This window comes from Mucilaginibacter sp. P2_A5 (assembly GCF_056404995.1).
Window position 1 is genome coordinate 19,917 of sequence record NZ_JBFUCY010000014.1, and the last position, 12,560, is coordinate 32,476.

At 41.2% G+C, this 12,560-nt stretch carries 12 protein-coding genes; 6 read left to right on the top strand and 6 right to left on the bottom strand.

Going from position 1 to position 12,560, the window contains the following annotated elements:
• Nucleotides 1-530: 530 nt before the first annotated feature.
• Nucleotides 531-1,970 (top strand): family 43 glycosylhydrolase, encoded by a 1,440-nt coding sequence (locus AC1DXF_RS13635; RefSeq protein WP_477449289.1) that lies wholly within the window; start codon nucleotides 531-533, stop codon nucleotides 1,968-1,970.
• 100 nt (nucleotides 1,971-2,070) lie between these two features.
• Here AC1DXF_RS13635 and AC1DXF_RS13640 read toward each other — a convergent pair whose 3' ends face one another.
• A complete protein-coding gene (locus tag AC1DXF_RS13640; protein ID WP_477449290.1) occupies nucleotides 2,071-2,892 on the bottom strand; it encodes a phytanoyl-CoA dioxygenase family protein in 822 nt (273 codons plus the stop codon).
• A gap of 125 nt (nucleotides 2,893-3,017) precedes the next feature.
• Here AC1DXF_RS13640 and AC1DXF_RS13645 point away from each other — a divergent pair, with 125 nt between their 5' ends.
• Nucleotides 3,018-3,914 carry an AraC family transcriptional regulator gene (locus AC1DXF_RS13645; RefSeq protein ID WP_477449291.1) on the top strand — a complete coding sequence of 299 codons (897 nt, stop codon included), beginning with the start codon at nucleotides 3,018-3,020 and terminating at the stop codon, nucleotides 3,912-3,914.
• A 5-nt stretch (nucleotides 3,915-3,919) separates the two neighbouring features.
• Here AC1DXF_RS13645 and AC1DXF_RS13650 read toward each other — a convergent pair whose 3' ends face one another.
• The 4 genes from AC1DXF_RS13650 to AC1DXF_RS13665 all read right to left on the bottom strand — a co-directional run bounded on the left by AC1DXF_RS13650 (nucleotide 3,920) and on the right by AC1DXF_RS13665 (nucleotide 6,592).
• The gene (locus AC1DXF_RS13650; protein ID WP_477449292.1) at nucleotides 3,920-4,576 is read right to left on the bottom strand and encodes a response regulator transcription factor; all 657 of its coding nucleotides are present in this window, start codon (nucleotides 4,574-4,576) and stop codon (nucleotides 3,920-3,922) included.
• A 43-nt stretch (nucleotides 4,577-4,619) separates the two neighbouring features.
• Nucleotides 4,620-5,294 (bottom strand): sensor histidine kinase, encoded by a 675-nt coding sequence (locus tag AC1DXF_RS13655; RefSeq protein WP_477449293.1) that lies wholly within the window; start codon nucleotides 5,292-5,294, stop codon nucleotides 4,620-4,622.
• Nucleotides 5,295-5,431: 137 nt separating this feature from the next.
• On the bottom strand, nucleotides 5,432-6,064 hold the full coding sequence (locus AC1DXF_RS13660; protein WP_477449294.1) for a hypothetical protein: 633 nt from the start codon (nucleotides 6,062-6,064) through the stop codon (nucleotides 5,432-5,434).
• Nucleotides 6,065-6,103: 39 nt separating this feature from the next.
• The gene (locus tag AC1DXF_RS13665; protein ID WP_477449295.1) at nucleotides 6,104-6,592 is read right to left on the bottom strand and encodes a hypothetical protein; all 489 of its coding nucleotides are present in this window, start codon (nucleotides 6,590-6,592) and stop codon (nucleotides 6,104-6,106) included.
• Between the two features lie 360 nt (nucleotides 6,593-6,952).
• Between AC1DXF_RS13665 and AC1DXF_RS13670 the strand changes: the two genes are divergently transcribed.
• The 4 genes from AC1DXF_RS13670 to AC1DXF_RS13685 all read left to right on the top strand — a co-directional run bounded on the left by AC1DXF_RS13670 (nucleotide 6,953) and on the right by AC1DXF_RS13685 (nucleotide 11,500).
• Nucleotides 6,953-7,891, top strand: a complete 939-nt coding sequence (locus AC1DXF_RS13670) for a hypothetical protein (RefSeq protein WP_477449296.1) — start codon at nucleotides 6,953-6,955, stop codon at nucleotides 7,889-7,891.
• Nucleotides 7,892-8,206: 315 nt separating this feature from the next.
• Nucleotides 8,207-10,039, top strand: coding sequence for a transthyretin-like family protein (locus AC1DXF_RS13675; protein ID WP_477449297.1), 1,833 nt, complete (start codon nucleotides 8,207-8,209; stop codon nucleotides 10,037-10,039).
• 181 nt (nucleotides 10,040-10,220) lie between these two features.
• Nucleotides 10,221-10,880 carry a DUF6891 domain-containing protein gene (locus AC1DXF_RS13680; protein ID WP_477449298.1) on the top strand — a complete coding sequence of 220 codons (660 nt, stop codon included), beginning with the start codon at nucleotides 10,221-10,223 and terminating at the stop codon, nucleotides 10,878-10,880.
• Nucleotides 10,881-10,984: 104 nt separating this feature from the next.
• Complete coding sequence (locus AC1DXF_RS13685; protein ID WP_477449299.1) at nucleotides 10,985-11,500, top strand: hypothetical protein; 516 nt, start codon at nucleotides 10,985-10,987, stop codon at nucleotides 11,498-11,500.
• Between the two features lie 94 nt (nucleotides 11,501-11,594).
• Here AC1DXF_RS13685 and metF read toward each other — a convergent pair whose 3' ends face one another.
• The gene (gene metF, locus AC1DXF_RS13690) at nucleotides 11,595-12,551 is read right to left on the bottom strand and encodes a methylenetetrahydrofolate reductase [NAD(P)H] (RefSeq protein ID WP_477449300.1); all 957 of its coding nucleotides are present in this window, start codon (nucleotides 12,549-12,551) and stop codon (nucleotides 11,595-11,597) included.
• Nucleotides 12,552-12,560: the final 9 nt, after the last annotated feature.

Sequence of the window (12,560 nt, forward strand, 5' to 3'; positions counted from 1 at the left end):
ACTTTAGACTTACGACTTAGTACTATTGACTTAACAGTAGGTTGTTGGTATTAAACCGGCAACCTTTTTTTGTATTTAAGCCTGTAAAACCGGTTCCGGAGATTATAATCCGGCACAAAATCAGTCAACTTTTTTAGCAATGCATACTGCTATAGATTTAAGGTGGGGCTTGCCGAAGCCAAACGTTTTCACCTGTATATATTTAGTTGTTATTAACACAATTATTAATCAGTCCATCTCACTCCGCTCTTTTTTTATGCATATTCCATTTTATTGGTAAAATAATATTATATTAATGTTAATTTTTGTTTGATACTGATTACCAGCTAAATATTATACTCCTAAAGTGTATTATTTACACTAATTCTGGTAATAAATATTTTTTGAATTTGTTTCATTTTGGCGTTTATTTAATTATAATTGTTAAATAAACACTAATAATTTCCTGCAGGGTTTTATTGATACTACCAATTAAAGACGAAGCCGAAAATCTAAAAGAGTAGGCAATTACCATTTATTCTAAATTTTTTATGAAAAGATATTTTTCACTGGCCGCGCTTTGCATAATTCTCGCTGCGGGAATAATAATAAGCTGCAAAAAAACCGAAAAGCTCAATAGTTCTACGCAAACAGAAGTGCCGATGGTGAGTAAGGCCAAAACCATCAATTCATTAGCTGGTGCTACCGGCATTCACGATCCTTCTACCATAATTAAGCGCAACGGGGTTTATCATATCTGGGGTACCGGTAATCAGATATATCACCTTACCTCAACCGACTTAATAAAATGGACAACAGCCTCAACCGTTTTCGCTTCAGGTACCTGGCCCAGCTGGATAAACTCCTACGTTTCTAACTTTGGAGGCAATTTTTGGGCCCCCGAATGTATTTACATGGGAGGCAAGTATTATATGTATTACTCTGTTTCGATGGGTGCAAGGCCTTGTGCAATAGGTGTAGCAACCAGTACCGATTTAACTACATGGACAGACCAGGGTATGGTTGTTTACTCAGATAATAATACTGTATACGGTTCTATCGATCCTTCGGTCTTCGCTGATGCCAGCGGAAACTACTGGATGACATTCGGATCGCACTTAACCGGCATCTGGATAGCCCAAATAAATCCGGCAACAGGTAAAAGACTTAACAGTACAGTTAAAAATATAGCCGGCAGCAGTAGCAGCGAAAATGAAGCATCGTACGTGATCAGGAATGGCAGTTACTACTACCTGTTTTACAATAAGGGGATTTGCTGCAACGGAACCAGCAGCACTTACTATGTGCAAATGGGCAGGTCGACCAGCCCTAATGGTACTTATGTAGATAAAAACGGCGTAAACCTGCTTAGCGGCGGCGGTACTACGGTATTAAGTACATCGGGTAAATATATTGGCCCGGGGCAGGTTGGCTACTATACCGAAAACGGGTTCAATTTTCTTACCTATCATTATTATGATGGCAATAACAATGGTACGCCTACATTGGCAGTTGGTAATATGGGTTGGTCGGGTGGTTGGCCTTTTATTACGCAGGATTGGATAGCCGCCGGTCGTTATAAAATTATAAATAGCAACAGCGGTAAAGTTTGGGACGACTGGGGCTGTACAGGGGCTTCGCAACAAGCAATAGCACAAAATACAAGCAATGGACTTTTATGCCAGCAATGGGATTTTACTGCTCTTGGAAACGGTGTTTTTAAAATAACATGTGCACAAGGCGGTTTAGCTGCAGATGTTGTTAATTGCAATGCGGCAAATGGGGCTCCGCTGGATCTTTATGCTTATCTCAATAATAATTGCCAGAAGTTTGATTTGTCGAGGGCCGGTAATGGCAACTTAGTATTTACTCCTTTAAATGGCAACCGGGTTGTTGAGGTGCCAAACGCATCAACGGCAGACGGAGTTCAGCTTGCATTATATGATTATAATGGATCGACCTGCCAGCAGTGGACAGTGGCCACTCCATGATAAATAGCGATGACGGATTTGTATATAGGCAACACCGTCAAATAGTATAGCATATAATAAACAAAAAGCTGTTTTATTTATAAAAACAGCTTTTTGTTTATTACAACAGCTTAGGGTTCAGTTCAGAATCTATCAGCCCGCCAATGGGTTTGCCCATCAGCCATTTGTGGTGGTCGCTTTTTTGCCAGTCGTTTTTGTAGGGCGTGATGCGTGCGCCATCGGCTATATAAATAACGGTCATTACCTCGCGCATTTTATCGGAGTTGTTGCCCGGCGCATTGTGAATGGTAAAGCCCCGGTGCCAGGTGGCATCGCCGGCTTTCATGGTTTGCGCCCTGCTTATCGGGAAGCCTTTCTCCTTTACATAATCGTCAAATGCCGATTCCGACTCGTCGGATATTTCATGGTTAAATACCGCGCCATTGACATACGAGTTTGAAGCAAAGGTGAGCATGCCCATATCTACATCAATATCAACCAAAGGCATCCACATGGTAACTGTATTGTTGGTATCTATCGGCCAGTAATATTGGTCCTGGTGCCATGGAGTGGGGCCTCCGCCGGCTTCTTTAAAAAGGGCCTGGTCATGATATATACGTACATTTTCAACCCCCATAAGGTCGGCGGCAATTTTGGCCATTCGTTTGGCAAAAACAAAGCGTTTTACATCGGCATCAACCTGCCATAGGTTCATAATCTGTAAAAATGCCTTGCCGTAGGTATCCCTGTCTTCCAGTTTGCGTTTCTCGGTATTATACCGGTCAACAGCGTCTACAATTATCGGGCGGTAAGCTTCTACTTCTTCATTTGAAAGTATGTTTTGAATCAAAGTATGCCCTTTTTCGCGAAATTCGAGGATAGTTTCTTCTGGTAATTTTTTAAAATCGTCCAGTATAAACAGATCAGAAACCTTTGTATTCATATTTTTTTTAGTTTATATTCAAAGTAAGTTTAACTTTAGCTGACAAAAAATGAAATGAATGGTGTAATTATGGATTATTTTATCCGTAAGCTAACTTTAAAATAAATTCTACGTTAAAATATGCAATGATAAAAGCCTCGTACGAAGTTCTTCAGCCCTCTATTAGCCAATCGTTCCTTGTCAAAAAATTTGATAAGCTGGCATTTGACGCTCCCTACCATTTTCACCCGGAATATGAGCTGACATGCATTTTAAAAGGCAGCGGCAAGCGGTACGTGGGCAGCCATATGGAGGATTTTGCATCGGACGATCTGGTGCTGCTTGGCCCCAATTTGCCCCATTGCTGGAAACTGGATATTGCCAATGTTTTGCCCGAGGAGGCAAGCGCCATCGTGATCCAGTTTAACGATACCTTTTTGGGCGACGAATTTTTTAACAAGTTTGAATTATTGCATATCAAAAAGCTTTTTCAGAAAAGCGGTTGCGGTGTGTCGTTTCATTCGGAAACGCAACAGGATGTAAAGCTGCTGCTGCAAAACCTGGTCGAAGAAAAAAGTAATTTCCGGGTATTGATAGGTTTGCTGGAAATATTGCAGCGCCTGGCATCATCAGACGAATATATTTTGCTTGATCAGCACCGGATTATAGCCGAACGCTCAAAGGCAGAGCAGGAACGGATTAACCCGGTATTTGCTTACCTGGTAGAAAACTTCAGGAAACAGGTATCATTGGATGCAGCAGCGAGTATTGCCAACATGACCACCAATGCTTTTTGCAAGTACTTTAAAAAAGTAACCCGCAAAACATTTATGGAAACTATAATTGAGTACCGGCTTAATTACGCTATACAGCAGTTGGTACAAACCGATAAGCCTATATCAGAAATATCGTACGAGAGTGGCTTTGGCGATGTATCCCACTTTTATAAAATGTTTAAGGCCAAAATGAATTTAAGCCCGCTTAATTACCGCAAAAGATTTATGCGTAACCTTGCCAGCAGCGCCAAAAAGCTATCGGCATAAAAAAATCAGGTTACATTTATAATACCACGTTTTATAGCATATATTACCAGGCCTACCAGGTTTTTTGATCCTGTTTTTTCAAATAAACGTGCCCTGTACCCTTCCACGGTGCGTACACTCAGAAAAATTTTGTCGGCTATTTCCTGGTTGGAGTATTCCTGGCAAACCAGTTTTAACACTTCAATTTCGCGCTCATTCAAATCAGCTTTATTGGGGGCAATGCTTTCGGAATGGTCATTGCCTACCAGCTGTTTAATAAGGGTGATAGACAGGTGCTCATTAAAATAAAAACCCTTATTGTGTACCGTAGATACCGCTTCAATGATTTCTTCCGGTTCGGCGTTTTTTAGCAGGTAGCCAGATGCGCCGGCTTTCATCATATCCACAATATACTTGTCTTCGTTAAACATCGATAGCGCCAGTATCTTGATGGTTTTATGATGCTGATGTACAAAGGCTGCCGTTTGGATGCCATCCATCTCGGGCATTTTAATATCCATCAATAGCACATCCGGAGTTTGGGTTGTTAACAAACCCATCAGCTCTTTGCCGTTTGAAGCTTCAAGTATCAAATCAAAATCTTCGCATTCTTCAAGGGTGGCCTTTAAACCATTCCTGAAAATTTTATGATCATCTACTATGCCTAATTTAATTGTACCCATTGATTAACAAATAGTTGGATAAAGATAGATTAAAGATACAAAACTATGCTATTTTTAATTTAATAGTAGTCAGGCTGCCATTTAATGGCTTGCTATAAATGTTTATTTCGCCGTTTATAAGCTGCACCCGGCTCTCGAGGTTTTTAATACCAAAGCCCCTTTTTACCTCGGGCAGGTTAAAGCCAACGCCGTTATCTTTAAATTCCATCACCATAAAATTGCCTTCCCGGTTAATGGAAAGGTGGATAACTGAAGCATCCGAATGCTTAATGGCGTTGCCAAAAAGCTCCTGGGCAATACGGTAAAGCGTAAGCTCAATATCCTGCGGGAACCGCTGATCGGGCATGTTTTTGCTGAACTTTACTTTAATGTGCGTGGTTTGCTCTACCTTGTTTGCCAGTGCTTCAACCGCTACCAGCAACCCATAATCGGTTAGTACAGGCGGCAAAACGTTATGAATAATATTGCGGATCTCCTGGATGCATTCGTCGGTAAGCCTGCGGGTATCGGCCAACAATGGCTGCGTGGTATCGGTAACACAGCTTTTATCCAGCCGGTGCAGGTTAAGTTTTATGGCCGATAACACCTGGCCTACACTATCGTGTAAATCTTCGGCCAGGCGTTTACGTTCGCTTTCCTGGGTTTCAAAAACGGCAGCCATCAGGTCGCTTTGGCGCGCGTCATGCAGGGCCCGCAGTTCAACCTGGTTTTTGATCATTTTACGCTGGTAAATGATCACGAAAAAAAATAAGCAGGTGATTAATACAACCACCACTAATGTCCCGATAATTAATACGGGGATCAGGTTGCTTTCTGGGGCTGGCAAAGTAACCTTCCCGATTTTTAATATCGGAATCAGGTTGTTTTTTGTGGCTGGCAAAGTAATCCTACTGAAAATAATGTGTTTGCAATTATGTTAGTTATGCTATTAATGATAAGATAATTGTGCCGATCGTTTACCGGTATCTGCGTCAATAGCATAAATAAAAAAATATTAACGGCAGAATAGAACAGCACACCGGCATTTATCCAAAAGAAACCTTGTTTTTCAATGTCAATGTACTCTAAAGGATTTAGCAACTGGTAAAAATAAATCAGAGACAATATAATCAATGATATACTTAAAGCGGTATTTGATACCGTTGGATATTCAAACATGTTGCTATTAAAACAAACCATTAGTAAAAAGGTGGTAATGGCAACTACAATGGCAAATTTTTTAAGTACCGATTTTTTAAATAAATGATAATAAATGTATGAAAAAAAAATTAGTGAGATTAGTACATTAACATGAATTACCGGCATGTTATTTTTTGCGCCGTTTTTTGCCATTAGCCACATAATGGGATCAAAAGTGCAGGATATAATAAAGTAAACGATGGAAACTTTTAACAGTTTATCAAGACGTTTATAGTTAAAAATTCCGGCCAAAACCGGCATAAACCCCGAACATGTCGAAGCAATATCCAAAGTAATATCTAAAGCCATTACCCTATATCCTCTTTGCTTTGTTTATAGTATATTATGTTACGATCCGCTTAAAACGTTTTGCGGGCATCCAGAAGATCCAGGACAAGGATGAGACTGATTTCCAACTATATCGTCGCTTGTAGAAGCTGCGGATAACTTAAAAGTTTTTATTTCTGTAGATACAGCAGCAACCTCTTTTTTTACCTCTCCTGGTAACTGGTCCTGCCCATCGGCCCGCACGCCCGTTATCACAAAACGTTTTTCACCCTCGGCATTAGCTACGACCTTGATGAAGAAGTTTCCAACTGAAATCCAGAATTTTTGCCAGCCTGTAAGATGTTGTTTGTTGGCGTAGTAAATGCGAATGCCCAAGCAACCGTCCTGTTGCAATATAGTATTCAGAATCTTTTGTCCGAAAAATTGAGATACCACTCCGTCCGGATGTCTGTGCCTATGATTTTTTGTCCATTGTGCGGCAAGTTCAAGATCGATTGGGGCGCCTTCGTCGCCGGTAATTGGGTTGGTGTCTCTTGGTTTGGTTTCCATGATTGATTTAGTATAGTGGGTTAGGAATTAGTTTGGCTAAAACTAAGGTTAATAAGTTGTTATTTCAACAGTGGCGCAAGTTTCGACTGCCATGTCTAATTTTTGAATGTTCGCGTAATTAATTCATTTACAGTGCGTAATAAATCCTCCCCGTTTTAACACCGGGAGGATAATGCGTATTTCTACGCAACAAAAACTGTAGTACTACGCGGGCATAATATGCCAGCCTATAGACAAAATTGATTTTAACAACTGTTAATAATTATATGGCGGCGCAATAGGAATACTACAATAATTGCATATTATATTTATATGCATTGATAAGTAATTAATCAAATTTAAAACCATAAACCAATTGAAATGAAAACAGAAATGTTGAGTACCCAAATTAGTCCCGAACAAGTAGGAGGATTCATTAGCGAAAATCTTTACAAAGAACTAACGGAAGACTTTCAAAAAAAATTTCCATCAGAAATTCGTTCTGTAACCCTTAGCCGGTTGGCCGTTGAGACGGTTTTAAACGAAGACAACGTATCGGGCATTAAATTTATGAACGGCCTTGAAGACGTAAATGATCCTTCATCGAGGATATTGGTATTGATTCCTGGTAATTACACGGTGACTAACAGCTTACCCAACTCTATTATTAACAAAAACGGTTTCATGACCAACACCGGCGAGCGGATCTCTCTTGAAAAAACATGGCAGGTATTATTTAACCATGTGCTGAATTTCAAGAAATTAGAGCCAACCGCGCATTATACCCAAATTAATCGCGGCTCGTTCATGGGGCAGGTTCGTTTAAACGAATTTTTAAACGCGACAGATTGTAACACCTTTATTTATCATTTTGGCTATTCAGCCGTCGAAAACCTGCCATATAAACTTATTATTCAGCCATCGGATGGAATGAATATGTTTATTGAAATAGCAGCTCCTTGTCCTGGCTCAGCGGGTTGTCCCTCTTCCACCAGTTCAGACCCCTGCGCCCTTACCCGTATTGCAACCAACTTTGCCGGTAAAGAAGCTGATGGCCAATTAAATGTGCTTAGGGGTTTCAGGGATAAAATTTTACAGGATAAATTTACCGGAGCCGAGATTGAAAAATATTATACAATTTCTGCATCCCTGCTTGAGGCCATTGATAAGGAGCAAAACCAGGCCGTTATATTTAAAGAAATTTATGACAAGTATATTCAAACGTCAATTACTTCAATAAATAATAGCGATGAGGCAACAGCTTACAACCTTTTCCAGGAAGCAATGCAACATTTAACGGATACCTATTTATATCAATAAGTATCTATCCGTAAAAAAAGCGTCTTTCCTTTTAGGGGGAAAGGCGCTTTTTTGCGTTTATCAGACTATTATAGTAAAAATATTATCCCCCCTTCCGCGTATTTCTACGCAGCAGAAACTGTAGTAGTACGTTTTCAATCGCGTACAATCATAGGGCATAAAACAGTAGTAGCAACGTTGATAGGTTTTTTTTTTAGTTAAACCTTTGGCATAACAAACCAGCAGTGCTAATGCCTGTGCTGGAAAATGTTATGGAGCATGCCGAAAATCCAATCAAAGAGTAGGCGGGAAGAAGAAATCTAAAAACAAAAACCTATGAGCTTTATTATTAAAGGAAACCTACGCGGTTTGCTATGTTCTGATTGCGAGATGCCGGTATCGGGCAACTCGGTAAAAGTTTACAAAACCTTTGACAGGGCCAACGAAACCCGCCTGGCCGTTGCCGATGCCAAACAAACCTTTCACCAGGTTACCGATGCCGAGCTGAAAGAAAAAGAAAAACTGTTTATTGCCGAAGGCCGCCTGCAGGATAATGGCGACTTTGTTATTGAGATTGGCGAAAAAAGCGGCTACGATGGCGGAACGGTAGATGTTGACTGGTATTGCGGCAATACCCCCATAAAGATAGGGCCGGGGCCTAAAAAAGACCTTTCGTTGCAATTTCATATCACCACTTTGCAGCCAACCTACAAGCAAACCGAAAAAGGTGACCAGGTAGCTTTCTTTGAATACAGAATAGATCCCAAATGGTTTTGCCGTATCCTTACCCTCTTAGATATCTGGGTGGTTTGCGGAATAGTAACCGATTGCGAAACTAAAAAGCCGTTATCGGGTGTTAAAGTATTTGCCTACGATGTCGACCTGATACAGGATGATACTTTGGGTAATGCCTATACCGATAGCAATGGCAAATTTACCATAGTATATCCGGGCGCCAATTTCAGGCAAACCTTGCTGTCGCCATTTTTAAATGTAGAGTGGCCCGCCGGTCCGGATTATTATTTTAGGGTAGAATCGTCTTCAGGTGCTGTTTTATTACAGGAAGACCGTACCCGTGGCCGCCAAACCGACAGGCACAACGCGCATAACTGTTTCTGCGTAAAACTTTGCATCAAAGATGGCGGCGTTTACACCAGTGATGTGCCCTGGTTTACATCGGTAGGTAAATTTAATATCACATCAGATATTGATGCCGCGGGTAAAACACTTACCGCCAAATCGGGCGTTGGAGGCGTGGGCTATGGCTTCTTCAATTCGGTAAACCTGGTTGGGTACGCCACCAAGAAGGTGCCAACAGCGCCAGCAAGCGCTTTGCATTACCGCTTTTTATACTCGCTGGACAACGTGAATTATAGCCCCGTTACCGCCGCCCAGATGGACCCTACGCAGCTTAAGGTTGCTACCCGCCAAATTACGTGGAATGGTGGCCCTGCATTTCAGAATGTAATGATAGACCTTGGACAGCCAGCATCGGTACCGGATAGCATACCCGCCGATAATTTCCCCAGCCCAATTGCAGATCATGTGCTTCACCCGGATGCTAACGGCTGGATAAGGGTTGATCAGCCTGCCCTGGATAATGGGTTTTACGGCCCGTTGGTTTTACTAAATACCAATACCATTATTGGCGGCGGCGATGCCAGCGCAGGTTTAACCCCAGGCAGCCCGGTTGGCGCGGCAAATCAAAAAAACGGCACCATGTTGTACCTTAAGTTTCAAACAACAGATGATCCGGCCAATCCTGCATCTGCCAATTTAAATACGCAATCTATCATCGGTAAAATATACGTAAACAACTGGAACGAGGTAAGCCTGCTTAAACTGGAAGAGCTGTTTGCCGGTGGCGGCAGCGGTTGTACCCCGGTACAATCACAAGCCCACGTTGATTATACGGTTGATCATGAACTGATAGGCAGCTGGAACATTGGCATATGGTCAAACGCGATAGGTAGTGTATCTGGCCTGCCATCCGGCAATGTACCCAGAGGGGCTGCCGCGGTATATAACCTTGCAACAGCTGCCATATCGCCGGCATTTAGTACCTGGCCGTCATGCGCCTACAGCTTAACCTTAGGCACCGTGCGTAAGTTGACCACAGGCGACTCGAACGATCAAGGCAAAACAAACCAGGTTATTTTTTGCAAGTAATTAAATCTATCCATACAAAAGGGTATCGCTTAACCGGGATACCCTTTTTGCATTAACATATATTTGATGTGTGAAAAAATTACACAATCCATCAGGTGTATAGTAATTGTTAAATGTAGATATTTGGTAAGCAGGTTTAAAGCGAACATCTTTATCATTACAATTAATGGTACCATAGCTTATGACACAGGAAGCCAAAAACGAGGCGTTAGAACAAATAGAACTGGATATTAAGGTTGGATTTGAAAATGAGCAGCAAATTTTTGATGGGTTAGAAGATATGTTTTACGATGAGGATGATATTGATGATGTTTGGTTAAGACAAACCATCCATCAAAAATATAAGCAACATCAAAAGGAAGCTTTGCAGTGGGCAAAATCAACCGGATTTGATAAGCTTGCCAAGGCATTTGACCAACTTATTGCGCAAAAGATAGTGTGTTTGCACAATGCCGGCTATACCAAACAAGACGGACAAGGTGACTGCATGGAAACAATTGAAAAGCTGGATGAATTGGGTGTTAAAGCTATTGGCTTTTGCTATTATCACTCGCAGGATTTAGCGAGGGCGGTTGACCCTTTCATCCGGAACCTATACTTGGGGTTTGATAGTGCTACACAAAATGATGATGAAGCGTTACATGTTGCCCGGATGATTGTTTCGACGCTGGAGGAAAATGGTTTCCAGGTAAGCTGGCCGGAAACTGTTGAACAGAGGATAGAAATTAAAAATATCGATTGGAAAAAGATTCCAGATGATGAGGAATGGGGCGCGGAGCGGGTTATACAGATGTTGGCTAAACCGGGATCAAATCAGAAGCCTTTTTGGAAGCTATGGTGATGCAAACACGATGTTGGCGAGTAATGTTGAAAAGTAAGCCACACATAGTAGGGATGCCAGAGCCATTACTAGTGGCAGGTTCTTAAATATAAATAACTAAGCAGATGGGCAACAAGTTAAAATGGCCTGAATTTGAAACCCTTGCACAAGCCACATTGTTTCAGGGACAAATTATTGATATTGATAAACAGTACATACAATTGGTTATCGAACCCTCTTTTGATAACAGTATTAATTTGCAGCTTGAAATAGGTGAAGAGGCTGTTAAATGGTATAGAACAACATGGTCGAGACTTATTGATACTCCCAAATTTCATAACCCTGTGGAAGGTCTGAAGTATATTGGACAGGAAATAAAACCAACTATAAACTATGAAAAAGGTGTAATTGATGCTCAAAAGATCGCAACGATTATCGGTCTCGCAAAAATGATATCTATTAAACCCATCCTTAAAGAACAAAAAGGAATTGTGCTTGACGGTATCAATTATACATTAACCATTCATGTTGAGGGACTAAAAATAACTTACAAATGGCATTATCTTGAGGAAGGCTGGAACGATTTGGAGCAACTGAGATTGAATCTCGAAGAATTTAATAGCGAATTACCATATGCCTAAGAGCACAAAAAAGCAACTATATTTTTTTCTTACAAACAAAAAACGATGCCCTTATTTTAGAACATCGTTTTCACAACAGGGCATTTATATCCCACTAAAAAATAGCCTCCGCAATCCGCTTAGTTGGCCCGGCGTTGCTCATGGTATAAAAGTGTAGTACCGGAACACCAAAAGCCATCAGCTCGCGGCATTGGTTTATCATCCATTCCACGCCAATATCTTTTACATCTTTTTCAGATTTGCATCCGTTAACAGCGTCGCATAAATCCTCGGGCATATCAATATGGAAGGTTTTGGCAAGGTTAATCAGTTGCTTTGATGTGGTAACAGGTTTTAAGCCTGGTATAATGGGTACGGTAATGCCGTTGGCCCGGCAGTTATTTACAAAGTCGAAATATTTCTGATTGTCAAAAAACATTTGGGTAACAATAAAATTTGCACCCATATCTACCTTTTGTTTCAGGTATTTAAAGTCGGTTTTAAGGTTTGGCGCTTCAAAATGCTTTTCGGGGTAGCCGGCAATACCGATACAAAAATCGGTTTTCAGGCTATCGTCGTTATGTTCATGCAGGTAAATACCGTTGTTCATGTTCACTACCTGTTGTAACAAATCGGTAGCATAGTTATGCCCATTGGATGTTGGCACAAAGGATGCATCTCCCCGGCGTGCGTCGCCCCGCAAAACCAACACATTCTCGATACCTAAAAACTGGAGATCGACCAACCCATTCTCCGTCTCATCCTTGGTAAAACCACCGCACAACAAATGCGGAACGGTATCTACCTTATATTTATTCATGATAGCAGCGCAGATAGCGATAGTGCCCGGACGTTTGCGATAGCTCAGCTTTTCCAGCAAGCCATTATCATGCTGTTTGTAAATAAAATCCTCGCGTAAGGATGTAACATCAATAAACGGCGGCTTAAACTCCATTAAGGGGTCAATGGCATCGTAGATACCCTGGATGCTTTGGCCTTTTAAGGGTGGGATTAGTTCGAAAGAGAATAACGTTTTTCCGTTGGCGTTTTTGATATGATCTGTAATTTTCATTATTTTGTT

What these genes read in the sequence shown, in the direction of transcription:
- AC1DXF_RS13635 (WP_477449289.1), top strand. Translation starts at nt 531, where the DNA reads ATGAAAAGATATTTTTCACTGGCCGCGCTTTGCATAATTCTCGCTGCG.
- AC1DXF_RS13640 (WP_477449290.1), bottom strand. Translation starts at nt 2,892, where the DNA reads ATGAATACAAAGGTTTCTGATCTGTTTATACTGGACGATTTTAAAAAA.
- AC1DXF_RS13645 (WP_477449291.1), top strand. Translation starts at nt 3,018, where the DNA reads ATGATAAAAGCCTCGTACGAAGTTCTTCAGCCCTCTATTAGCCAATCG.
- AC1DXF_RS13650 (WP_477449292.1), bottom strand. Translation starts at nt 4,576, where the DNA reads ATGGGTACAATTAAATTAGGCATAGTAGATGATCATAAAATTTTCAGG.
- AC1DXF_RS13655 (WP_477449293.1), bottom strand. Translation starts at nt 5,294, where the DNA reads ATGATCAAAAACCAGGTTGAACTGCGGGCCCTGCATGACGCGCGCCAA.
- AC1DXF_RS13660 (WP_477449294.1), bottom strand. Translation starts at nt 6,064, where the DNA reads ATGGCTTTAGATATTACTTTGGATATTGCTTCGACATGTTCGGGGTTT.
- AC1DXF_RS13665 (WP_477449295.1), bottom strand. Translation starts at nt 6,592, where the DNA reads ATGGAAACCAAACCAAGAGACACCAACCCAATTACCGGCGACGAAGGC.
- AC1DXF_RS13670 (WP_477449296.1), top strand. Translation starts at nt 6,953, where the DNA reads ATGAAAACAGAAATGTTGAGTACCCAAATTAGTCCCGAACAAGTAGGA.
- AC1DXF_RS13675 (WP_477449297.1), top strand. Translation starts at nt 8,207, where the DNA reads ATGAGCTTTATTATTAAAGGAAACCTACGCGGTTTGCTATGTTCTGAT.
- AC1DXF_RS13680 (WP_477449298.1), top strand. Translation starts at nt 10,221, where the DNA reads ATGACACAGGAAGCCAAAAACGAGGCGTTAGAACAAATAGAACTGGAT.
- AC1DXF_RS13685 (WP_477449299.1), top strand. Translation starts at nt 10,985, where the DNA reads ATGGGCAACAAGTTAAAATGGCCTGAATTTGAAACCCTTGCACAAGCC.
- metF (WP_477449300.1), bottom strand. Translation starts at nt 12,551, where the DNA reads ATGAAAATTACAGATCATATCAAAAACGCCAACGGAAAAACGTTATTC.